Here is a 24,273-nt window from a genome sequence, read left to right as displayed (position 1 = left end):
TCAGTCATTCCCGGAATTGAATGTCGGGGCATGGACCGCCATGCCCTTGAACATTTCGTCATGATACCAGTCAATCCGATGGGCCCGAATGGGCGGGCATCCCTTACGAAACAGGATTTGTTCTTCCTTGGGGAAACGGGCCACTTCGGCAGATCGCAATATCGGCTGATTGTCTTGGGATCGCAGATGCACCGGGCGGCTGGTATCCTTGCCGCCCCCGGTATCTTCGAATTTCGACATCGCGGTCAGGCCCGACACCCAATCCAGGTTAAATGCCCCTTCCTGACCCAGCACCGAAATGGCATCAACGCGGCCCACGACATTTTCCCAGTTCAGACAAACATCCATCAGGCCACTCACACCTGAGAAGCCGGGCCAGACGATCATGCCATCGCCATACCCGCCGCCCAGAAGGCGTTCGAACAACGGCATGCGGCCAACGCTCTCAATCCCGTCCAGCAGCACCAGGAATTCCGGATCGCCCGATTTCCATCCACGCTGATTGATCAGGTTCATCATGCCCGCCAGCATCACGCGGCTAAAGGATGGTTGAACTTCCGGGCTTTCGCCGCCCAACTGCCCAATGACAAAGATCGACACCGGACCACTGGTGATGTCTTCAAGCGTAAAGCTGCTTTTGCTGACCAAGCGCGCGATTTGCGTATTGTCGAATTCTTCGGTACAGGCCCGGCAGGCCTCGATGATCTTCATGCGCTGATCTTCGGTCATATCAAGGATATTCAGCGCAACCTCGGAAATACGGCCATCGGCGGACTCGATGCTCATCATTTCTTCAAGGATCTTGTAGAACCGGTGCGATGGCATGGTCAGGTTGCGGCGCACTTCGGCAAGGTTGCGGTTGTCCTTTTCACTGCGCTGGATCGTGAAAACGATAAACCCCTGCAACAGCGTCCTTGCAGTGCGAACTTCCTGCTCGTCGAGTTCCTTGACAATCATCGGCGCCAGAAGCGTATCGGCAATAAGGCCGGTATCGGTAATAAGGCCTTCGCCCTGCTGGCGGATGAAATCAAACGGGTTGAAATGTGCGGTTTCAACGCCGGTCTGTTTGTGCGGGTCAATCACGATCAGTTTCTGACCAAGCTTGGTACGGCGCTCGTGAATGGCACGAAAGATGCTACCATACCGCTCATAAACAAACAGGTTGCCGGTGTGCAGCAAGGCATTCGGTTCGGCCGAGGCACGGTAATACTCTTCGGGTTTGGTTGAAAAAGTCAGAACACGCTTGAGGCCATTGGCACCAAGCAGGCGTTTGTCATTCCCCCAACGCCCAAGCACAAATGCGGGATTTTTATCAAGCAGCTTGCGACCATTGAGGTCCTCAAGAGTGGCCCAGTCGCCCTCGCCGCGGGATTTGGCACCTTTTGTGCCCAGCTTGGGTTTCTTTGATTTGGAAGATGAAGATGGCTTCATGCGGTTAAGCACAATGACGACCAGCGGAATGAACATCGGGACGATGAAACAGACAGCCCCCAGAAGGGCCAACTCATAGTCACCATTAAACAGCCCAAGGGCAATAACCATACCGCCAAGAGCCCATAGCAAAACCATGACGACCCGAAATAAGCCAGTCCCCATCTAACACTCCCCGAGAATGCGCCTCTACCGTGAAAGGATGCCGGCTGTTTGCTGCCGATCTTGGCTTCACGGTTTTATTTTGTGATTTGTCCCAGATCCCGCGCGACCGTTAATCGACAGTTGCGCGGGGTATTCGATTATATGCTTATACAGTTTCGCATCCCTTAAAGCACTGCGTCTTTGGGGGTATGTGCGGATTTGGCGCACATACCCAAACGACAACACCCCCGCAAGCGTTGGCTTACAGGGGTGTTTGTCATGTTGAAAGACCGCCTTCTGTCAGATCAGGCCGAAACCGGCTCGGATCCCTCGTCAGAAGTGGCACCTTCTTCGTCTTCACGGCCAGCGGCACGGCTGCGGCCACGACGCGCGGTCGGGTGGCGACCACGGGTGCGCGCAGCACCGCCAGCAGCACGACGCGGCTTTTTCTCGCCGTCTTCGCCCTGATCTGCGTCATCGGCATTTGCCGCTGTGTCATCGCCAGATACTTCTGCCGGTGCATTTTCATCGGCAATGGCGTCATCGGATTTGCGCGGGCGACCACGGCCCTGACCACGTGCATCCGAACGGCGCGCACGCGGGGCGCGTTTCGGCTTGCCACCATCGTCTTCCGACGCGTCGGAAGACGCATTTTCTGCCTCTACCGGGGTGTTGGTATCGTCATTGTTTGACGATGCATCGGAATTTTCGGTGTTGTCGCCCTGCTGATCATCGTTCTGATTGGACTGGGCGTCGTTGCGGTCGTCACGGCCACGATTGTTGCGCTGACGATTGTTATCACCACCACGTTCTTCACGGCGCTGGTTTTCCCATTCCTGGGCGGCCTGAAGAATACGATGGTAGTGTTCAGCGTGCTGATAGAAGTTTTCAGCCAGAACCGGATCGTCAGTGCAATCCTTCGCCAGCGAAATGTACTTCTCATAGACTTGCTGGGCATTGCCGCGTACGCGGCCGTCCGGCCCATTGCTGTCAAAATTCTGGAATTTCGGATTTACTGGACGTTTATTCGACTGTTGCCGTCCGCGCGGACGTTTATTGTTATTTCTCATATCAACATGACTTTGGTGTTGAAGGACAATCCGGCGGCATCATCGGCCCCGGAACCACTCCGTCTGAAAAACATATTTCCCGCTAAACAGCGCCGATCACGGCATTTGTACAAACCTGCCGGGACCCTTTTAAAAAAGGAGCGGAGATTGTTGACTGTTTACAGGGGAACACGGCGCTTCCATAAGCGCGTCGGGCACCCGGCCCGTTCAATTCAACCTATATGGCTTGATCGGTTATTCCAACTGTTTTTTTCACTTGCCAGTGCTTTTTTTACATCACAGGTCTGGAATAATCAGATTACGCAACGCCCGACCGAACAACGGGTTTTCTTTGCCGCGACGCAACGAACAATTCCGCCCAGATCTTCGCGATATTCCACCCCGACAAAACCGGCTTCGACCAGCAACTGACCAACATCCTTTTCCTGGCCGCGACCAATTTCAAAGATCACAAAACCACCCGGCTTTGCCAAATCAAACGCCACTGGCGAAAGCGCGCGATAGGCCGCCAATCCGTCGCCTTCATCCGTGAGTGCAAGGCGCGGATCAAACTTTTGCACCTCTTGCGACAGGGTCGTCATTTCATCGGCAGTGATATAGGGCGGGTTTGACATGACAAGATCAAATCCCTCTGCCCTATCCGCCTCATCAAGCGAACTATCCCAATCGGAAACGCGAAACTCGACCACATCATCAAGTTCCAGCAACCGGGCATTTTCACGCGCGCAGGCTACGGCACCTTCGCTCAGATCAAGTCCGATCCCGCTTGCCCCGGGCAAATCGCCAACGGCTGACAGCAACAGGCACCCCGTGCCCGTCCCGAAATCAACAATCCTTGGCGCATCAGCATCTTCAAGGAAGTCAATCGCCCATTCGACCAATGTTTCGCTATCGGGCCGCGGCTCCAGCGTTTCTGGTGACAGTTTGAAGGTATGACGCCAGAAGTCACGCTCCCCCAGAATACGCCCGACCGGCTCATGCCCAATGCGGCGTTTGATCATGGCGCGAAAGGCGTCGGCCTTATCGCCTGGTACAATATCTTCGGGCCAGGCACTGATCCGGCCCCCATCAACACCGGCCGCACGCGCCAACAAAATACGGGCATCCATGCGCGCATTTTCAATACCGGCATCGGTCAGGGCCGCGACGGCCTCTGCCATCAGGGCACCAAGGGTTGCTGGGGTGTCAGAAGACATGATCAGCTTTCAATTTCGGCAAGCTTCTGCGCCTGTTCCTCGGCGATCAGGGCATCGATCATTTCATCAACTGCCGGACCACCGGCGATGAAATCATCCAACCGGTAAAGTGTCAGGTTGATGCGGTGATCCGACACGCGCCCTTGCGGGAAGTTATAGGTACGAATGCGCTCTGAACGGTCGCCCGATCCGACCTGTGATTTACGATCAGCCGCGCGTTCGCTGTCCTTGCTTTCGCGTTCCTGATCATAAAGACGCGACATCAGCATCTTCATCGCTTTTTCTTTGTTCTTGTGCTGCGACTTTGCTTCCTGGCTGGCCGCCACAACACCGGTCGGAATATGGGTGATACGCACCGCACTATCGGTGGTGTTGACGTGCTGACCACCCGCCCCCTGGGATCGATAGGTATCAATGCGCAGATCCTTGGGATCGATCTTGATATCAACGTCTTCGGCTTCGGGCAGAACGGCAACGGTTGCGGCCGAGGTATGAATACGCCCACCACCCTCGGTAACCGGCACGCGCTGCACACGATGCACGCCGCTTTCAAATTTCAGGCGTGCAAACACGTCCGTTCCCGACACGTTGACGATCACTTCCTTGAAACCGCCAAGGTCGTTTTCGCTGGCATCCATCTGCTCGAACTTCCAGCCCCGACCTTCGGCATAGCGCTGATACATGCGATACAGATCAGCCGCAAACAGGGCGGCTTCCTCGCCACCCGTGCCAGCACGGATTTCAAGAATGGCGTTTTTGGTGTCTGCCGTGTCTTTCGGGATGAGCATCAGTTTCATCTGACGCTCTGCCTCGGGCAGCTGGTCCTGAATGTCGTATTTTTCGGTTTCGGCCATCTCGCGCATGTCGCGATCGCTTTCCGGGTCGGCCAGAATTTCTTCGGCGTCCTTCAGATCGCTTAGAAGCTTTTTATAGGCTTCAATCGCCTCGACCACCGGGGCCAGTTCGGCATGTTCGCGCGACAGCTTGGAAAAGCCGTCACCATCAAGCTCTCCGCTTGAAAGAAGCGCGTTGAGTTCGTCGAACCGGCGTGTAACGCCTTCGAGTTTCCCAAGGTCCAAACTCACTCTTTATTCTCCTGTTCAGGGTCGCTGGCCTGATCGTGATCTCGATCAGCGCCAAGCGGCTTGTCTTCAAGTTCAAACAGGCGCGCCAACAGTTTCTGGGCCTTGACCCATTCGACGGTGCCTGCACCGTCTGTTGTCGTTGCCAAATCCTTCAATGCCTGTGTCGGCGCATGCAAAAGGCGATTAACCAAAAGCCGGGTCGCCTTTTCCGCATCCCCGTGACTTTCACTAAGCGCATCGGCCCGCACCGCCTCAAACCGTTTGCGCAAATCGGCAATCGCCGGAACCGCTGCGCGTTGAGCACGGTCGCGCACGAAACTGTCAATTTCGGCTTCGATCAATGCCCAGGCCTGGTCGGCCTTTTCCTCGCGCCCGCCGCGTCCTTCGGCGGCAATCTTTTCCAGATCCTCGATCCGGTAAAAGAACACCTCGTCAATCTCGTCGACCTGCGGGTCAATATCACCCGGAACGGCCGTATCAATCATCAGAACCGGACGGAACCGGCGGCGTTTGACCGATGCAAGAGCGCGTTCCTTGTCGATCATGTAGCGGCGTGATCCGCCCGCCGTCAGAACAAGGTCGGCCTCGGCGAGCAATCGATCAAGATCATCAATCTCCGACCAGTGACAATCAAGGCGCCGTGCAACCAAGCGCGCACGCGCGGCCAACCTGTCCGTCACCAGAATGCGACCAATGCCCCGTTCAGCAAGGGATGCCGCAATCAGTTCGCCCATGTCACCTGCACCGGCGACAAGCAGGGTACAATCACTCAGATCACCATGCAGGTCGCGCGCAACCGATTGCGCAGCAGCCGCGATTGAAACTGCCCCCTGCCCAATGCCGGTCTGGTTTCGGACCTTTTTGGCGATGGCATAGGCGGTCTGATAAACCAGCTCCAACTCGCGCCCGACCAGATCGTGCTTTCGCGCGATGCGGTGCGCATCCTTGACCTGACCAAAGACTTCCGGCTCGCCGATCACCAGACTGTCAAGCGAAGCGGCCACGGCAAACATGTGGCGCAGGGCATCACGGCCGGATCGGATATAAAGCTCGCTCGCAAGCTGGTCGCGATCAAGATCTGCCCAAAGCGACATTAGATCGATCAGGCGTTCACGCCCGCGTTCGGCCTCAGACGCCAGAAGATGGATTTCAGTGCGGTTACAGGTCGAAACGACAACCGCCTGCCCTAGTCGGGCCTGCTCGATCGCGGCCAGAAACTGTGGCAAGCGGGCTTCTTCAATGAACAGACGGTCTCGCGTATCCTCGCTTGAGCGCCGATGATTGGTGCCGATCACCATCAGGCGATCAAGCGGCCAATCCCCGGCATCCTCATGCGAAATCCCGTCTGTCACACCATTCTCACTTCTTGCCGATCACATCAGCCAGCTGATCAAGGGCGACTTCCTGCTGCTCGCCGCTATCAAGATCGCGCAACTGGGCGACACCATTGGCAAGTTCATCATCACCAAGGATCACCGCCAGTTTGGCTTTGGCCTTGTCAGCACGCTTCATGCGCTTCTTCATGTTGCCGGAATAGCCGAGCTCGACCGCAACACCACCTTCGCGCAGCGTCTGGGCAAGGGTGCGGCATTTTGCTTCGGCCGCATCGCCCATCGGGATCAGCGCCACCGGGCGTGCACCCGCCGGGGCTTCGCCAACCATCAGCGCCAGGCGTTCAACACCAGCCGCCCATCCAACACCGGCGGTCTGCGGACCACCCATGGTCGAAATCAGCCCGTCATAGCGGCCACCCGCCATAACCGTGCCCTGCGCACCAAGGGTGTTGGTGGTGAATTCAAAGCAGGTGTGGCAGTAGTAATCCAGCCCCCGCACCAGACGCGGGTTCAGTTCGTAATTGATGCCGATATCACCAAGGCCTTCGGTCAGGCCCTTGAAGAATTCCTGAGAATGCGCATTCAGGTATTCGGCAAACAGCGGCGCGTTGGCCACCAGTTCACGATCCCCTTCATCCTTGGAATCAAGGATACGCAGCGGGTTCTTTTCAAGACGCGCACGACTGTCTTCCGACAACTTGTCGAAATGCCCCTTGAAATAATCGACCAGCACATCGCGGTATGCCGCACGGCTTTCCGGATCACCAAGGGTGTTCAGCTCCAGCGTGATGCTGTCCCAAAGACCAAAGGCTTTAAGGATATGTGCGCCGTAACCGATCATCTCGATGTCGCCTGCAACCTGCTCAACGCCAAGCAGCTCGGCACCGATCTGGTGGAACTGACGCTGACGGCCTTTTTGCGGGCGTTCATAGCGGAACATCGGGCCGTAATAGCTGACCTTGACCGGGGACATCTGCTGCATGCCGTTTGAAATATAGGCACGTGCGATACCAGCCGTCCCTTCGGGACGAAGCGTCACCTGTTCGCCGCCGCGATCTTCAAAGGTGTACATTTCCTTGGTCACGACATCGGACGTATCGCCAAGGGTACGGGCAAAGACCTCGGTAAATTCGAAGATCGGCGTGGTCATGCGATGGTAGCCATACAACTCGCCGATTTCGCGTGCGGTATTCGCGATGTAATCCTGCAGACGGTTCTGTTCCGGCAGAAGGTCGTGCGTGCCACGGACGGGTTGAAGCGATGCCACTTTGGGTCTCCGATCTAACTTGAATTCCAGATATTTGCGCAAAATATCAATGAGCGCAAACACATGCGAACATGAAAATAGCTTTCCGCCGGTGTGGCGGAAAGCCAAATTTAGTCAATACTGCCTAGCTATTCCGCTGCGGTTTTCTTCGCGGCTTCTTCGGCTTCGATTTTGGCAGCACGTTCTTCGACCAGTTCGACGATATGGTCGACCATCTTTTCCGTACTGATATTGTGATCCGGACGCCCGGAAATATACATCTTGTGGTTCCCGCCACCGCCACCGGTAAGCCCGATATCGGTTTCACGCGCCTCGCCCGGACCATTGACGATACAGCCAATGATCGACAGCGAAATCGGGGTCGAAATGTGCGCCAAACGCTGTTCGAGGGCGGCCACGGTTTCAACCACGTTAAAGCCCTGACGTGCGCAGGACGGGCAGGAAATGATCTGAACGCCACGGGTACGAAGACCAAGTGATTTCAGGATATCGAACCCGACATGGATTTCCTCAACCGGGTCGGCCGAAAGCGACACGCGAAGCGTATCCCCGATCCCGGCCCAAAGAAGGTTGCCCATGCCAATCGATGATTTCACCGTACCACCGCGAAGGCCACCAGCCTCGGTAATGCCAAGATGCAGCGGATAGTCGCACGCTTCGGCCAGGCCATAATAGGCCGCAACCGCAAGGAACACGTCCGATGCCTTGACCGAAATCTTGAACTCGCGGAAGTCCTGATCTTCAAGAATTTTGGCGTGGTTAAGCGCACTTTCGACCATCGCTTCCGGGCATGGTTCGCCGTAACGTTCCAAAAGTTCCTTTTCAAGCGACCCGGCATTCACACCGATACGCATGGAACAGCCATGATCCTTGGCCGCCTTGACAACTTCGCGCACACGTTCGGTCGAGCCGATATTGCCCGGGTTGATGCGCAAGCAGGCGGCACCGGCTTCGGCGGCCTCGATCGCGCGTTTGTAATGGAAATGGATGTCAGCAACGATCGGGACATGCACCTGCTTGATGATGTCTTTCAGGGCTGCCGTTGATTCCTGATCCGGGCAGGACACACGAACGATATCCGCACCGGCTTCTTCCAGGCGATGGATCTGCGCAACAGTCGCGTTCACATCGGTGGTCAGGGTGTTGGTCATCGACTGCACCGAGATCGGTGCATCCCCGCCGACTTCCACATCACCGACACGGATTTTGCGGCTTTGGCGGCGTTCAATATCGCGATATGGGCGGACGCTCATTTCCGGTTCCAAAATGTTCAAAATGTCTTGGGGAGTATATAGCTTATCAAACGCGGATTAGAAACCGTTGGCTAACAGATTTTCCGCCAGATTTCGCATAGCTGTCACGAAAAAAGGCGACCCGTTCGGATCGCCTTTCGCATTTTGTCTGTTTTATCGCCAGATGGCGTTGCTGCAACCTATTGAACGCTCGGCTCTTCGGTCTGGGTCAGATCGCTGACATCAAGCGAGAAGTCCGAAATCACCGCGCCATATTCGCCAACCGGCTGGGCTTCTGCACCATCAATGCTATAGGTCAGCGCACCGGCATTCCCGACTTCAAGTTTCAAACCATCACGATTCGGAACCATGTAGGTATCCCCAGCCGTCAGCATGCGGGTCAGCAGCACATTGCCATCTGCCTCACGGATACGAACCCAGCTGGTTTCAACCGCCGAAATGGTCACACGGCTATCAACATTGACCGCACCAAAGACGCGCGCACCACCGGCATCATCGACTTCCGGTGCAGCCGGTACCGATGCAACTTCGGCCGCGGGTGCAGCTGGTTCCTCAACCGGAGCTTCGGCCACTTCGGCAGCCGGTACCGGCTCAGACGCAGGCTGCTCAGCAACTTCCTCGACAACCGTTTCCGGTTCCGGGGTCGGTACTGCGTCTACAGGTTCTTCACTAACCACCGGAGCTTCTGCCGGTTCTTCAGTCGCTTCTGCGACTTCGGCAACCGGTTCGGAAGAAGTCGGCTCAGTTGCCGGTGCTTCGGCAACGGTCGGCTCTTCAACCGGCGTTTCAGTCTCGGTAACACTTTCCGGCGCGCTGGCAACAGATGGCTCCGGATCGGCAATCACCGGTGCAGGTGTTGCGACCTCGGCCTCGGCAGCCTGTGCGTCAGCAGCATTTTCAAGATTGCGCGGTTCGGCTTCTTCGGTTGCCGGGGTCGAATAGCTTGCCAGACGTTCTGGCAACGGGTCGACCAGATCGGCAATGGTTTTGCCCTGGCTGGACAGGTAATACCAACCACCATAGGCACCAAGACCCAGCATGACCGCAATCAGCAGAACAGCACCACCCGGCACACGGCTTTCCTGAACCGGTTTCGGGAAGGACAATTCACTGCGTACAGCAGGCGCATTGCTTTCTTCACGGAAGCGGCGCGCGATTTCCGCGCCATCCAGTCCGAGATGTTCGGCATACGCCTTTACGAAGCCAAGACCATAGGGACCGTTCGGAAGAACCGAATAGTCGCTGCTTTCAATGGCTTCGATGTAAATTTTACGAATACGAAGCATGCGGCAAACGTCTTCGACGGATTGCCCCAAACCATTACGGGTGGCCTTAAGCAGGCTCCCGACTTCGGTGTAGCCACCGATCTGGCTATTATCTTCGTCCATCACAACATCATTTGACGGTTCATCCCCGGACAAAGGCCTGAAACGAAGGCGCCCACGGGTCTCGTCGTCCAAATGATCTTCCTTTCGCTTTTTGATCGCCAACTCCGCACCCCCACGTTACGATCTAGCAATAAAACTAGCAGATATCCCCACCAAAAGCGATTGTTTTTAAAGTTTTACACCGTGATCTATTGCGAAAGCCTTAAGACGCGATCGCAAAGATCTGGTTGGGTTATCCATCACGGTCAGGATATAGCGTTCGACTTCGGACTTGCACATGCTTCTGACCATTTCCTTCACAGGACCGACAGAGGCAGGTGCCATCGACAAACGCTTGATACCCAAGCCGATGAGGGCCATCGCTTCGAGCGGACGCCCCGCCATTTCACCACAAATGGTCAGGCGGACGTTCCGCTGATCACACAATGTCACCAATTGGCGCATAAATGCAAATACGCTTGGTGACAACGTATCATATCGACCTTCAATTCGCGGATTTCCACGGTCAGCAGCAAACATGAACTGCAACAGATCATTGGTACCGACCGACAGAAAATCAACCCGCTCGAGCAAGGCCGGTGCCTGCCAGATCAGGGCAGGAACTTCAAGCATCGCCCCGACTTCAACCTTGCGCGGCACAAAACCACGCGCAGCTTCACGCTTGAGCTGTTCATCCAGAACCGCCTTGGCCATGTCAAACTCGGCCACCTCGGCGATCATCGGGAACATGACATAAAGATCGCGGTCATGCCCTGCACGGATCAGCGCACGCAGCTGATGGACCAGCACCGCTGGGCGATCGAGAGTAATACGGATAGACCGCCAGCCCATCGCCGGGTTCTCTTCTGTCATATCTTCCCAATAGGGCAGCAATTTGTCGCCGCCCACATCAAGGGTTCGGAAGACAACCGGCCGGCCTTCGGCCTGTTCGAAAATGCGATCATACAGGCGCGTCTGATCGGTGATATCGGGCATGGCGGATCGCACCATGAACGGAATTTCCGTCCGGTACAGGCCAATGCCGTCAGCACCGCTTTCAATCACATGCGGCACATCAATCAAAAGCCCGGCATTCACATTCAGCGAAATCTCTGCCCCATCAGTGGTTTTCGCCGGCAGGTCACGCATCTGGGCATAAAGTGCTTTTCGCTCTGCCCGGGCACACAGCGCGCCATCAATCACAGCACGAACGTCCTCACTCGGGCGAACAAAAAGCTGACTGTTATCTGAATCGACAATCAGCGGGTCACCGCCCTCGACCTTATCAAGGACGCCCTTGACCCCGCCCAGCACCGGAATATCAAGCGCGCGCGCCACAATCGCCACGTGCGAAGTGTGCGATCCTTCCTCAAGCGCCAGACCACGCAGGCGGGTATGGTCATAATCCAGAAGTTCTGCCGGACCGATATTGCGCGCCACCAGAATGATGTCATCTGGCAAATCACCGAAAGCCGGCGACTGATACTGCCCGGAAAGGTGCTGCAACAACCGGTTGGCCAGATCTTCAAGATCGTGCAAACGTTCGCGCAAATAAGGATCCGTCACCTGCGCCATGCGGGCACGGGTATCGTCATGCACCTTTTGAACGGCGGCCTCGGCCGTAAGCCCTGTATGCACCGCTTCAGTAATGCGGTTGAGCCAACCGGTATCCTGGGCAATCATCCGATAGGCTTCAAGGATATCGCCCGGATCATCGCCCTCGTCCATGCCATCAATGCCCGAAACGGCTTCGAGCATCTTATCAAGATGGTTCTGAAGACCATGCATGGCTTCGCGCAGACGCGTAAGCTCTTCTTCCGGATCGTCAGACACCATGCGGTCAATGACGATGCGCGGCTCATGCAGAACGGCAATACCCTTGCCAATCCCCGGTGCCAGACGTGCACCACCAAGACGCAGCGGCAATAGTGCAATCCCGTCAGCCGGGATCAGTTCCTCGCGGCTGACAAGTTCTCCGGCGGCGACCATTTCGGCCAGCACCATGGCGACGTTTTCAAGCGCTTCCTGCTCGTCTTCGGAATACAGGCGTTCGGTCCGGTTCTGCACGGCAAGAACGCCGATAATACGGCCACCGCGCAGGATCGGCACACCGATCATGGAATGATAGATTTCCTCGCCGGTTTCCGGACGATAGGCAAAGTTCGGGTGGCTTTGCGCATCCTTGAGGTTCAGTGGCCGCGCATGTGCGGCAACAAAACCGACAATCCCCTCGCCCACCCGCAGGCGGGTCAAGTGAACCGCCTCTTTGGACAGACCACAGGTCGCAAACAGCTCAAGCACTTCGCCCGCACGCATGACATAGACAGAGCACACCTCTGCCACCATGTCGGCGGCAATGATGGTCACGATCTGTCCGAGGCGTTCTTCGGCAGTCCCCGGACCAGCCATGACGTCACGCACACGCTTTAAAAGGCGTCGCGGGCCAGAGACTGCGGCGGACGGAATGCTCATTTGACTTAGCTGTCTCTCTTAACGAGGGATTGAACGGCCTGTTCGACCAACTCTTCGAGGATTTCGGAAACCGGTTGTTCTTTCTTTACCATACCAACCGACTGCCCGGCCATAACCGATCCGCTTTCAACATCACCATCGATCACGGCACGGCGCAATGCACCGGCCCAGAAATGCTCGATCTCAAGCTGTGCGGCACCCTGATCGAGCTCACCGGCACGGAATTTTTCAATCACTGCACGCTGGGTGTCACGGAATTCATCGGTGCCCTTGTTCGCGAGCGCACGCACCGGAATTACCGGGAAGCGATCATCAAGCTGAACAGTGGTGACCGCATCGCGCGCACTTGCACGGATAAAGGCCTTTTTGAAGTCCGGATGGGCAATGCATTCCTCGGCACAGACAAGGCGCGTGCCGATCTGGACACCTGCCGCACCCTGTTCAAGCAAACCCGTGATCGCTTCGCCGCGGCCAATACCGCCCGCGCAGAAGACCGGAATGTCAGAAACGTTCGGCAGGATTTCCTGTGCCAGAACCGTCAGCGACACCGGGCCGATATGGCCACCGGCTTCGCTACCTTCGATCACCAGCGCATCCGCGCCCGAACGGATCAGCTTCTTGGCCAGAACCAGCGCCGGGGCGAAACAGATGACCTTGGCAAATTCCTTGGCCTGCTTGATAGAGTTCGATGACGGCAGCCCGCCAGCCAGAACCACATGGCCAACACTATGTTCGCGGCAAACTTCAATCAGCTCATCAAGCTGCGGGTGCATGGTGATCAGATTGACGCCAAACGGCTTGCTGGTCATTTCCTTGGTGGCAGCGATTTCAGCCGACAGCAGATCCGGGGTCATCGACCCGCAGGCAATCACACCAAAACCACCTGCATTGGACACCGCCGCAACAAGATGGCGCTCTGAAACCCAGGACATGGCGCCGGCCATGATGGCGTATTCGGTTCCAAGGAATTCCTTGCCCGACGCCCACAATTTTTCCAGGCGCGCCCGTGCGGCATCAATTTTCAGATCGCTCATATTCTCTGTACCCCAAAGCAGAAACGCAGGGAACCGGTGGTTCCCTGCCATTTCATTACAAAGGCCGAAACACATCGTTCCAGCCAGAGCATGTTACCTTAAATCTGTTCCACTTTGCCGGAGGCATTCTTCCGTCCTGCAAGGAAAGGTGCGAAGAGCGTAGCGGGGCTACGTTCAAGAACCTTGACGCTGCGGGGCGGAAGAATGTCCCGGCCCGAAGGGTTTGATTTTGGCGACGTCCGGCTACGTTACACCACTTGAACGATGCGCCGCATCGCTCTGCGTGCTGTGCCTTGCCTGACGATACGCCAAAAACAAACAAAGTGAAGCACATTTAAGGTAACATGCTCTACTATGTAGTATTACAGGTAATTTAACAGTGGCTTAATCGTATAGGGTCAGCCAACCTGTTGAACTTATTCAGCATCCAGACCGTATGCCGTGTGCAGGGCACGAACGGCAAGTTCGGTATATTCCTCGGCGATCAGCACGCTGACCTTGATTTCCGAGGTCGAGATGACCTGAATGTTGATGCCCTTTTCCGCGAGGGTTTCGAACATCTTGCGCGCCACACCCACATGGGAACGCATACCCACACCAATGATGGACACCTTGGTCACATCAGACGTGCTGAGCAGTTCCTGATAGGCGATCTGCTCTTTGTTCTTTTCGATCACCTGAAGCGCTCGCTGGAATTCACCACGCGGAACGGTAAAGGTCATGTCGGTGCTTTTGCCGTCTTCAGAGACGTTCTGCACGATCATGTCGACATTGATATTGGCATCAGCCAGCGGGCTGAAGATTGAAGCGGCAATACCCGGTTTGTCTGCGACTTTAACCAAGGTGATCTTGGCTTCATCACGGCTATAGGCAATTCCGCTGACGACTTCCTGTTCCACGATCTCGTCCTCGTCTACAACAAGTGTTCCTTCTGCTTCGCTAAAGGTGGAGCGGACCTGCACCCGAACGCGATGGTTCATCGCCATCTCGACTGAACGGGTTTGCAGAACCTTCGCACCAAGCGAAGCCAGTTCCAGCATTTCTTCGTAGGTAATTTTTTCGATCTTCTGCGCCTTGGGCACAATGCGCGGATCGGTGGTGTAAACACCCTCGACATCAGTATAAATGTCGCAACGATCGGCATTCAGTGCCGCAGCCAAAGCCACCGCCGACGTGTCCGAGCCACCACGACCCAGCGTGGTGATGCGGTTATCGGGTGCAATCCCCTGGAAACCGGCAACACAAACGACTTCGCCGCCATTCATGCGCTTATCAAGCTCGGTGGTATCGATTTCCTGAATGCGGGCCTTGGCATGTGCGCCATCGGTCTTGATCGGGATCTGCCAGCCAAGCCAGGAACGTGCAGGCACATCCATGCTTTGCAGCGCCATCGCAAGCAAACCGACAGTCACCTGTTCGCCCGACGATACGATCACGTCATATTCACGTGCGTCATACATCGGCGAAACTTCCTGCGCCCAGCCAACCAGTTCGTTGGTCTTGCCCGACATGGCGGACACGACAACAGCAACCTGATTGCCGGCATCGACTTCGGTTTTCACCCGGCGCGCGACATTCTTGATTTTATCAACATCGGCGACCGACGTGCCGCCAAATTTCATGACAATACGGGCCATGAAGTATCCCCGCTATGCTCGCCGTCCATCGGCTGTCCGAACGTGACGGCATGTGATCCGGTCTTAGCTCAGGTTAGCATGCCGCAACTACAGCGCTTCCCCTGATCCAAGCGGCGTTATCAATACTGCCATAATCTTCACGAAACAAGCGTCAAGGATGCTGATAAATTGCGTCAGAGCAATTTTTTTTGCCTGAAAATGCCCCCAAGCCCCCGAATGGGACAAATCCCATCGCATATCATGCGAAAATTACCCATTAACCCTGAGGGCGCGCGCCATCTTCGCATGGCAGGCCCGCGTCAAATTTCCACAAGATCGAGCACTGCCGGACGTCATTTGACAGCTCGGTATTGCCTTGCCGTTCGCGCGCGCGTAAACAGGGCATCATACAGCAAAGTGTTTTACGCCTTCGGAGCCACACCATGTCGGAAGCATCCGCACAAACCAGCCGCACTGCCAATGCCGACGAAATCGCACGTTTTTCTGCGATGTCCGAAAAATGGTGGGATCCGAATGGTGTGATGAAGCCGCTGCACAAGTTCAATCCGGTGCGCCTGCAGATCCTGCGCGACAATATCTGCGCCCATCTTGGCCGCGATCCGGAAACCATCGAACCTCTTAAAGGCATCGAGATCATCGATATCGGCTGTGGTGCCGGCCTTCTGTCCGAGCCGCTTGCACGCATGGGGACCAAGATGACCTCGATCGATGCATCGGAAAGCAACATCGAAGTCGCAAAAATCCATGCCGCGCAATCCGGTCTTGAAATCGACTATCGCTGCTGCACGCCGGAAATGCTGGCCGACGAAGGCAAGCAGTTCGATATCGTCCTGAACATGGAAGTCATCGAACATGTCGATGATCCGCAATTCTTCATGCAGGCCTGTGCATCGGTTCTCAAACCCGGTGGCTTGATGTTTGTTGCTACACTGAACCGCACGATCAAATCACTAGCACTGGCGAAGATCGGCGCGGAATACATTCTACGCTGGCTGCCGGCAGGCACCCATGACTGGCGCAAGTTTGTGAAGCCTTCGGAAATGTCGGGATATCTGCGTGGTGCGGGTCTTGAGCTTTGCGACATCACCGGTGTCGCCTATAACCCGATCAACGATACCTGGGCACCCGCCCCACGTGATCTTGATGTGAATTACATGGTGATCGCCCAAAAACCGGCATAGTCTCCGGTGACGCAGGTTAATCGCCACACGGTCATTGCGTACGCTGCTCTTTAGCCCACAACAATCCGGTTGCGCCCAGTCTCCTTGGCCTTGTACATGGCCCGATCTGCTTCATTGATCAAATCATCAAGCATGGCATGCTCTTCGCCTTGGCGGTGAAGCATCCCGATACTGATGGTGGTGCAGACTTCGGCGGCATTGGGAACCGGTACTCGAAGGGCTGCTACCTTTTCGCAAATGGTATTTGCAAGGCATTCTGCCTCGGCACTTGAAATACCAGACGCCAGAACTGCAAATTCTTCCCCGCCCAAGCGCGCCACCAGATCATCCGTCCGCAAACTGTCCCGGATGACACGCGCGACTTCGGTCAAAAGACTATCCCCAACGGCGTGACCGTGGGTGTCGTTGATCGTCTTAAACCGATCAAGGTCCATGACCAGAACAGCAAAAGCGTCTTTTTTGCTAACTGCGCTATCAATACGGCTCTGGCCCTGTTCCAAGAACGCGCCACGCATTAACACACCTGTCAGGAAATCATGCTTGGCGGCATGTTCAAGCCGCCCAAGAAGTTCGGACCTTAACTGATCAATGGATGCCACGGTCAAGGGACCAATCACCAGCATCGCGATGCCGATGCGCGTCGACATGATGCTAAGCATCGGATCAGCGTCTTCTGGCAATGACATCAGAAGATCATGCTCCAGATTGACCATCACCAGAACCGACATGACGATCATCAAAAATGCGATCTGATTAAACCGATATGTAAGGGCACACCACAAAAGGGCTGGAACCGGAAACACAATCGCGCCAGGCCCACCGACCAGATCAGCCATACAAATACTGGCCAACAGCGACACAGCTGGCAACCCGTGCCAGGCTGCCTTCCAGTTATCTCGCAATGCGTGAACCGCCTTTTGCACACCACCGAGGATCACAGGTACACGTGCGACCGTCATGGTAAACGGCAGAATAACGACATAGTTGGCAAATTCCGTGACCACCCAATAGGTCGCGGTGCGCACCGGATCCGGATCAGCAAAGATCAGCCCATAAATCAGCGCAAAGCACCCGGCACTCAGGGCTGCTGCCGCAGCACCCAGGCCAAGATACAAACTGTACGGGCGCTGAAGAGTGCGAGGCTGTTTGCAAAAATGCCTTAAGACGCAGATAGCGGCACCGACGCCAACCATGTTGGTTACGGCGAGAGAAACCGATGTCGTAAGGTCATTTCCTGTCAGGAGATCGGCTAAAACATATCCGACAAAAGCCATGATCCAGCCGACAGGGTTATTGACAATCGGCAAGCGGATCAGAAACGCAACAAACACAGAATTTGCCGGCCACAGAACCGCCAGCATCCCCTCAGGGCGGGTCAGAATACCCAGAAGCGACGTGGCAAACACCAATACGCCAACCCCAAGAAACAAAAGCAGGTGGCGCAACGGGTTGTTTTCCCCCGAAGCCAGCAAACCAGACGTCACGTTTTCAACCTTATTGGTATAACTATGAAATGGGTAATAGACGATCACACCGTCCATTGCCAATCCTAAATCGGGGGAAAGAGCCATACCCACGTTCACGTTGGGCATCAGTCTAATTTTGAGGAAGGCGGCCTAGTTCTTCTTGGTTTCGTCGTCCCAGGGCAGCGCCATCACATCGATGCCTTCATCGACCAGTTCGGCGGTTTCCTTGAGCGACGCCTGACCAAAGATGCCGCGTTTTTCGGTTTCGCCGTAATGGATTTTGCGGGCTTCTTCGGCAAACTTGTTGCCGACATTTTCGCAATTGCTCTCGACCTGTTTGCGAATTTCCGCGATGGCGGCCTGGGTCGCTTCGGCAATGGCCTTTTGCTGCTGCTTTTCGGCGGCGACTTCTTTTTGGCGTGACGTGCGCAGGCGCGGCGCCATCAGGGCCTTGCCGACATTCGACGTTCCACAAACCGGGCAGGACAAATCACCATCGGCGGCCTGTGCTTCGTAGGTCGCACCGTCCTTGAACCAACCTTCAAATTCGTGATCATGTTCGCATTTAAGCTGGAATAGAATCATGATGGTACTTGTATAAGTCGAACCCGTCGCAAAAAGATAAGCATATCATATAGACTTCATATGGCCCGCCATGGCCAAAATCGCCAGTCCACGGGCGCCACACTGAATAACCAAGATTTACAAAAATGTCATCCCAATTGCCATCAAACTGGATCACACAACATTGCCCTGCCCCAACGCCCTCACGCAACTGTGCGCTTGATCTGGCATGCGGCAAGGGACGGCACAGTTTCTGGCTTGCCGATCAGGGTTGGAAGGTCACAGCCATTGATCGCGACCTTTCGCAAACCGATACCAACGCAAACCCGACCATCGACTGGCAGGAAGCCGATCTTGAGACGGGGCAATGGCCCTTGGGCGATCAGAAATTCGATCTGATTGTCGTAGTCAATTATCTGCATCGGCCACTATTTCCCAACCTGCGCGATGCCGTCAGAGCGGGTGGCACCCTGATATATGAAACCTTCATGCTCGGGAACGAGGCCTTCGGTCGCCCGCGATCACCGGACTTCCTGTTGCGTCAGGATGAACTGATGGAAACCTTTGGCGACTGGAACATGATTGCCCGTCACCAAGGCCCAATCCGTGCAAACGATGGCGATGAAATTACCGCGATAAAACAATCGATTGTCGCACAGAAGCCATCGCAAAACTAATCGCGCCGGGGTATTGGAAAGAATTGCAATAAATCCGTAACACACTGTTATTACAAAAAGAAACACAACTTTCACAATTAAATTCTGTCGTTTCTGGCATCTTGCCTGCTGCTGTTTCAGGCAAAGGCGTTGAGAGAGAGAAAAGCCATGAGCGATAAATACGAAATCATCGAAGATAGCGACGATATCCCGTCCAACCCGACCAACAATCCGTGCATTGACGATCTGATCAATGCACGTTTTTCCCGCCGTGGCTTTTTCAAAGGCCTGATGGCAACTTCCGCCGTTGTTGGTGCTGGTATCGCGACCAAGGGTGTTGCCAAGGCACAGTCGCCGTCTACCCTGACCTTCAAGTCGATCCCGCAGAAAATCACCGAAACCCATGCGGTTGCTGATGGCTATGACGCCAGCGTCCTGATCCGTTGGGGCGACAAGGTCGTCGCTGATGCACCGGCATTCGTTCCGGGCCAGGTCGATGCCAACGCACAGAACAAACAATTCGGTTATAACTGCGACTATGTCGGCTATATGCCGCTTCCGGTCGGCTCCCAGAATTCCGATCACGGTCTTCTGTGCGTCAGCCACGAATACACCAATGCCGAGCTGATGTGGTCGGGCCTCAAGGATGCGATGGGTGCCTCCGAAGAACAGGCACTGCACGAAATTGCTGCCCACGGTCATTCGGTGATCGAAGTCAAGAAAACCGGTGGCAAATGGCAGGTTGTTGATGGCTCGGACTATGCGCGCCGCATCTCCCCGATCGACACCGAAATGCAGATCACTGGCCCGGCTGCCGGTCATGACCGCCTTAAAACCAACACCGACCCAACCGGTACGCGCGTCATCGGCACGCTGAACAACTGTGCGGGTGGCAAAACCCCGTGGGGTACTGTTCTGATCGCCGAGGAAAACTTCAACGGTTACTTTGGCGGCGACATCGCCAAAACCAGCGAAGAGCGCAACTACAAGCGCCTTGGTATCTCCAAGGACAGCTGGTACTCGTGGGTTAAATATTTCGACCGCTTCAACGTCGAAAAAGACCCGAACGAGCCGAACAAATTTGGCTGGATGGTCGAGATCGATCCGTATGACCCGACCTCGATGCCGAAAAAGCGCACTGCCCTTGGCCGCTTCAAGCACGAAGGCGCCACGGTCATCATCAACAAGGACAACTCGGTAGTTGCCTATTCCGGTGATGATCAGCGCTTTGATTATCTTTATAAATTCGTTGCGACGAACAAATACAACCCGAATGACCGCGCATCGAACATGGACCTTCTGGAAAACGGCACCCTGTTTGTTGCCCAGTTCCACGAAGATGGCAGCCTTGACTGGATGCCGCTGATCTTCGGTGAAGGCCCGCTGACCGCAGAAAATGATTTCCACAGCCAGGCCGATGTTCTGATCGAAGCCCGCCGTGCGGCTGACCTTCTGGGTGCAACCCAGATGGACCGTCCGGAAGACGTCGAACCGAACCCGGTCAATGGCAAGGTCTATGTCATGCTGACCAACAACTCCAAGCGCAAGGAAGGCAACGCACCGAACCCGCGCGCTGCCAACCCGCATGGTCACGTGCTTGAACTCACCCCTCCGGGTGGTCGTGGCAAGGATGCCGATCATACGGCTTCGCGCTTTACCTGGGACATCATGATTGCCGGCGGCAACCCGACCGTTGCTGATGACAAGGCGGTTTACCATCCGGCGGCAGAAAGCTGGGTTTCCTGCCCGGACAACATGGCAATCGACCATCGCGGTCGCCTGTGGATTTCCACCGATGGCGCACCGAAGTCCGACATTCCTGATGGCATGCACGCCACCGATGTTGACGGCCCTGGCCGTGCGCTGACCAAGTTCTTCTTCGCCTGCCCGGTTGGTGCAGAAATGTGCGGTCCGGAATTCACCCCGGATGGAAAGACGCTGTTCCTTGCGGTCCAGCACCCGGCGGATGGTTCTTCCTATGACGAACCAAGCACCCGCTGGCCGGACTTCCAGGCTGCCATGCCGCCGCGTCCGTCGGTCGTGGCTGTGACCAAAGAAGACGGCGGTGAAATCGCAGGCTAATCCCCTGTATCACTGACCTGAAATGCAAAACGCACCGGCAAATCTGCCGGTGCGTTTTTGTTTGTCTGGACTATATGCCCGGATTACTTGATCGGCGCGGCCATATCATAGGTGCCGTCATTATCGGTAATTGCCATCCAGCTTTTATCCGATGCCGATTTGGCTTCGAGGCCCGTCCAGTTGCCATCAGCCGTTTCAATAAAGCCGTTAATATCTTCGCTCCAGAAACCGACCACAGCGGGCGTGATGTTGAGATAAAGCTGCCCATCAACAATCCGCCACAAGTTCGGGTTGGCGGGCACCTTGCCGCCCTTGGCAATCCCGTATGCGCAATGCCCATCAAAGGCCGGGGCATATTTGGCTGGATCGGCGAGGAACATGTCGCGGTTTTCTTCGGACGAGAATGCCCAGGTCGCGCCGTTATAGTCTGCCGTGATATCTGCGCGGCCCGGCACGGCGTGCGGTTGTGTCATGCCGACATCCTTTTGCGGCAAGTTGAAATAGGCCACCGCGTCATAACCGCTAATGGCATAGCCTGTTTCATCAACATATTGCTCACCCGCATGGGCGGCACTCGACAGGCCAAAGAAAACGGCCGATCCAATTAAAAACTGTTTGAACATCATCCCTGTTACTCCGGTTGAAAATCCCTGGTGAGCAAAGTGTGCCCGGTACCCGTTCGAAATTGAAATGACGTTGCGACACTGTTTCGTGAGATCGCGTGAGGACGCGACAATTCCAGCCAAAGACCCCATATGAACCAGAGCGAATTGCCGCTTGACCTTAACTATAGTTGAGGAATTACCAAGAAGGGAAATCTGAAACAAAACACATAACGACAAGGAAACGCCATGAGTGCTGCATTTCTCGAACATGTGAATTTCACGGTCGCCGATCCGGTCAAAACCGCCGCCAACCTGTGCAAATGGTTTGGCTGGCATATCCGCTGGCAAGGCCCGGCCATCCATGACGGGTTGACCTATCATGTCGGCAATGATGACAGCTATGTCGCGATCTATGCCCTTGGCACACCAAAAAACGGCCAGGAAAGTTCCTATGCCACGATTGGCGGGCTCAACCATCTTGGCATTGTCGTTGAAGATTTGGACGCGACCGAGGAACGCATCAAGTCAGATGGCATCGAGACCTTTAACCATGCCGATTACGAACCCGGTCGCCGGTTCTATTTCCGCGATGAGAATGACATCGAGTTTGAAGTGGTCAGTTACACCTGACCACCTCGATTAAACCTGTTCAGCAGGGCTTGTATTCCCGATCATTGCCAAGCGATGGCACCATCCGGCGAATTTCATCAACACGCGTTAGATCAATCTCGGCAGTGATGAAACCCGGATCGGTGCCACCATCGGCAAGCACCTGCCCCCAGGGATCAATGATGAGCGAATGGCCAAAGGTCTGGCGATCACCGGGATGCTCGCCGCACTGGGCCGCGGCAATCACGAAACAACCGTTTTCAATCGCGCGCGCCTTCAAAAGTGTGTGCCAATGCGCCTGCCCCGTGGTGCGGGTAAAGGCCGCCGGGATGCTAAGGATCTGTGCACCGGCCTTGGCGTAATCGCGAAACAGATGCGGGAACCGCACGTCATAGCAGATCGACACCCCGACCTTGCCAAACTCGGTACTGGCCAAGCGGGCCGTATCGCCGGGACGGAAGGTTTTACTTTCGCGGTAGCTTTCGCCATTGGCCAGATCGACATCAAACATGTGGATCTTGTCGTACGATGTGATGACCTTGCCGTCCGGGCCGATCACAAAACAGCGGTTCGCCACCCGGTCTTCGCCCGGCACTTTGACATGCAGTGATCCGACGATCAGGGTGGAATTCAGCTCCTCAGCCAGATCGCAAAAGAAAACCAGACCGGGATGCTCATCCTCGGGAAAGGCGGCCGCACGCACGTTTTCACCGCCAAAGGACATCATGGACACGTTTTCGGGAAAGGCGATCAATCTGGCCCCGGCCGCATGGGCATCGCGGGCATAGGTCGCCGCGCGCGCAAGGTTATCAGACATCACATCGCGTGAATTGACCTGAACACAGGCCGCAATGAAACGGGTCATGACGCAGTCTCCTTTTTATCGTTATCCATTTTCATGATGGGCGTGACGCCGCGGCCCGGCAATAGACAATTGGGATAGCAGACCGCGATTTATCAAGGGATGGACGGCCACGGTTGCATTCTCCTGCCCCCATCAAAACCCGAAGATCACAAGGCGCGTGTTTCCGATCCAGATTCAATCCTTCCCAAACCGGAAATTAGTGTATACAGTATTCCGTACACCTAACGAGGATCGAAGATGGAACCTCTTTCCGGCCGAAAAAGTCTGACTGACGAAGTGCATGACCGCCTGGTTGATGCCTTGTGTTCCGGTGCTCTCCCTCCCGGGACACCTTTGCGTCAGGAAGCCATTGCCGAGGAACTCAATGTCTCGCGGCAACCCGTGTTGCAAGCTCTGGGGTTGCTGCGTCGTGACGGATTGGTCGAACCCATGGGACGGCGCGGTTACCGCGTTGCCCCTGTGGATCATGAACTGGTGCGCCACGTTTATGACCTGCGAGAAGCATTTGACGGGCTTGCGGCCCGTCTGGCTGCTGAGTCCAAGGCATCGGATCGGGAATCGGCTTTGCGGGCTGCCATCGAACAGGGACGCCACGCCCTGGGCAGCGGCGACACCGCAGAATTAGTTGCAGCCGACGTCGCATTTCATCAAACGATCTACCGTTTGTCGGGCAACCCCCTATTGCCCGAAGCATCCGCGGCAGTCTGGCTTCAGATCAGACGCGTGATGCACGCCTATATCCAGATCGGTTACCCCCGTGATCCGATCTGGACCGAACATCAAGCCATCGCCGATGCAATCTGTGTCGGCGATGGCACACGTGCCCAGATTCTTGCCGTTGAACATAGTCGCAACGCCAAGAATCGTCTGATCTCGAATATGAAGGATACCAATCACCAAACCAATTAACCGCCCGCAAAGGGCATCAGCCGCAACAGAACAAACAAAAATGTGC

At 55.6% G+C, this 24,273-nt stretch carries 20 protein-coding genes; 5 read left to right on the top strand and 15 right to left on the bottom strand.

The features are described from left to right. From UF64_RS08545 to UF64_RS08495, 11 genes are all read right to left on the bottom strand, one after another. A complete protein-coding gene (locus UF64_RS08545) occupies nt 1-1,596 on the bottom strand; it encodes a type IV secretory system conjugative DNA transfer family protein (RefSeq protein ID WP_044828144.1) in 1,596 nt (531 codons plus the stop codon). Between the two features lie 284 nt (nt 1,597-1,880). Beyond that, complete coding sequence (locus UF64_RS08540; RefSeq protein ID WP_044828143.1) at nt 1,881-2,645, bottom strand: DUF4167 domain-containing protein; 765 nt, start codon at nt 2,643-2,645, stop codon at nt 1,881-1,883. 293 nt (nt 2,646-2,938) lie between these two features. After that, nucleotides 2,939-3,841 carry a peptide chain release factor N(5)-glutamine methyltransferase gene (gene prmC, locus UF64_RS08535; RefSeq protein WP_052657510.1) on the bottom strand — a complete coding sequence of 301 codons (903 nt, stop codon included), beginning with the start codon at nt 3,839-3,841 and terminating at the stop codon, nt 2,939-2,941. A 2-nt stretch (nt 3,842-3,843) separates the two neighbouring features. After that, nucleotides 3,844-4,926, bottom strand: a complete 1,083-nt coding sequence (gene prfA / locus UF64_RS08530) for a peptide chain release factor 1 (protein WP_044828142.1) — start codon at nt 4,924-4,926, stop codon at nt 3,844-3,846. Continuing rightward, nucleotides 4,923-6,278 carry a glutamyl-tRNA reductase gene (hemA, locus tag UF64_RS08525; protein ID WP_052657508.1) on the bottom strand — a complete coding sequence of 452 codons (1,356 nt, stop codon included), beginning with the start codon at nt 6,276-6,278 and terminating at the stop codon, nt 4,923-4,925. The genes prfA and hemA overlap by 4 nt, the downstream gene beginning before the upstream one ends. A 7-nt stretch (nt 6,279-6,285) precedes the next feature. Beyond that, nucleotides 6,286-7,527, bottom strand: a complete 1,242-nt coding sequence (gene hisS, locus UF64_RS08520; RefSeq protein WP_044828251.1) for a histidine--tRNA ligase — start codon at nt 7,525-7,527, stop codon at nt 6,286-6,288. A 128-nt stretch (nt 7,528-7,655) separates the two neighbouring features. Further along, nucleotides 7,656-8,780, bottom strand: coding sequence for a flavodoxin-dependent (E)-4-hydroxy-3-methylbut-2-enyl-diphosphate synthase (gene ispG, locus UF64_RS08515; protein WP_044828141.1), 1,125 nt, complete (start codon nt 8,778-8,780; stop codon nt 7,656-7,658). Between the two features lie 179 nt (nt 8,781-8,959). Then, entirely contained in the window at nt 8,960-10,168 is a 1,209-nt protein-coding gene (locus UF64_RS08510) for a helix-turn-helix domain-containing protein (protein WP_235285004.1), read from the bottom strand. A gap of 168 nt (nt 10,169-10,336) precedes the next feature. Continuing rightward, complete coding sequence (ptsP, locus tag UF64_RS08505) at nt 10,337-12,619, bottom strand: phosphoenolpyruvate--protein phosphotransferase (RefSeq protein ID WP_044828140.1); 2,283 nt, start codon at nt 12,617-12,619, stop codon at nt 10,337-10,339. 5 nt (nt 12,620-12,624) lie between these two features. After that, nucleotides 12,625-13,653 carry a nitronate monooxygenase family protein gene (locus UF64_RS08500; protein ID WP_044828139.1) on the bottom strand — a complete coding sequence of 343 codons (1,029 nt, stop codon included), beginning with the start codon at nt 13,651-13,653 and terminating at the stop codon, nt 12,625-12,627. Nucleotides 13,654-14,069: 416 nt separating this feature from the next. Further along, nucleotides 14,070-15,290: an aspartate kinase gene (locus UF64_RS08495; RefSeq protein WP_044828138.1), complete on the bottom strand. Its 1,221-nt coding sequence runs from the start codon at nt 15,288-15,290 to the stop codon at nt 14,070-14,072. 422 nt (nt 15,291-15,712) lie between these two features. Here UF64_RS08495 and ubiG point away from each other — a divergent pair, with 422 nt between their 5' ends. Then, nucleotides 15,713-16,471 carry a bifunctional 2-polyprenyl-6-hydroxyphenol methylase/3-demethylubiquinol 3-O-methyltransferase UbiG gene (gene ubiG, locus UF64_RS08490; RefSeq protein ID WP_044828137.1) on the top strand — a complete coding sequence of 253 codons (759 nt, stop codon included), beginning with the start codon at nt 15,713-15,715 and terminating at the stop codon, nt 16,469-16,471. Between the two features lie 50 nt (nt 16,472-16,521). Here the strand turns inward: ubiG and UF64_RS08485 are convergent, their stop codons facing one another. Together UF64_RS08485 and UF64_RS08480 are read right to left on the bottom strand one after the other, a co-directional pair. Beyond that, complete coding sequence (locus tag UF64_RS08485) at nt 16,522-18,042, bottom strand: GGDEF domain-containing protein (protein WP_235285003.1); 1,521 nt, start codon at nt 18,040-18,042, stop codon at nt 16,522-16,524. Nucleotides 18,043-18,087: 45 nt separating this feature from the next. Next, nucleotides 18,088-18,522: a DUF1178 family protein gene (locus UF64_RS08480; protein ID WP_044828135.1), complete on the bottom strand. Its 435-nt coding sequence runs from the start codon at nt 18,520-18,522 to the stop codon at nt 18,088-18,090. A gap of 125 nt (nt 18,523-18,647) precedes the next feature. Here UF64_RS08480 and UF64_RS08475 point away from each other — a divergent pair, with 125 nt between their 5' ends. Together UF64_RS08475 and UF64_RS08470 are read left to right on the top strand one after the other, a co-directional pair. Further along, on the top strand, nt 18,648-19,178 hold the full coding sequence (locus UF64_RS08475) for a bifunctional 2-polyprenyl-6-hydroxyphenol methylase/3-demethylubiquinol 3-O-methyltransferase UbiG (protein WP_052657507.1): 531 nt from the start codon (nt 18,648-18,650) through the stop codon (nt 19,176-19,178). 147 nt (nt 19,179-19,325) lie between these two features. After that, nucleotides 19,326-21,239 carry a PhoX family phosphatase gene (locus UF64_RS08470; RefSeq protein WP_044828134.1) on the top strand — a complete coding sequence of 638 codons (1,914 nt, stop codon included), beginning with the start codon at nt 19,326-19,328 and terminating at the stop codon, nt 21,237-21,239. An 83-nt stretch (nt 21,240-21,322) separates the two neighbouring features. Here the strand turns inward: UF64_RS08470 and UF64_RS08465 are convergent, their stop codons facing one another. Further along, nucleotides 21,323-21,865 (bottom strand): YHS domain-containing (seleno)protein, encoded by a 543-nt coding sequence (locus tag UF64_RS08465; RefSeq protein WP_044828133.1) that lies wholly within the window; start codon nt 21,863-21,865, stop codon nt 21,323-21,325. Nucleotides 21,866-22,090: 225 nt separating this feature from the next. Here UF64_RS08465 and UF64_RS08460 point away from each other — a divergent pair, with 225 nt between their 5' ends. Further along, entirely contained in the window at nt 22,091-22,474 is a 384-nt protein-coding gene (locus tag UF64_RS08460) for a VOC family protein (RefSeq protein ID WP_044828132.1), read from the top strand. Between the two features lie 19 nt (nt 22,475-22,493). Here UF64_RS08460 and UF64_RS08455 read toward each other — a convergent pair whose 3' ends face one another. Continuing rightward, on the bottom strand, nt 22,494-23,318 hold the full coding sequence (locus UF64_RS08455) for a carbon-nitrogen hydrolase family protein (protein ID WP_044828131.1): 825 nt from the start codon (nt 23,316-23,318) through the stop codon (nt 22,494-22,496). 237 nt (nt 23,319-23,555) lie between these two features. On the opposite strand from UF64_RS08455, the gene UF64_RS08450 reads away from it, so the two are divergent. After that, on the top strand, nt 23,556-24,227 hold the full coding sequence (locus UF64_RS08450; RefSeq protein WP_044828130.1) for a GntR family transcriptional regulator: 672 nt from the start codon (nt 23,556-23,558) through the stop codon (nt 24,225-24,227). Nucleotides 24,228-24,273 lie beyond the last annotated feature (46 nt).

It is taken from the genome of Thalassospira sp. HJ (genome assembly GCF_000948415.1).
Lineage (GTDB): Bacteria > Pseudomonadota > Alphaproteobacteria > Rhodospirillales > Thalassospiraceae > Thalassospira.
The sequence above is the reverse complement of the archived record's forward strand: the minus strand, read 5'-3'. Positions and strand labels throughout refer to the sequence as shown.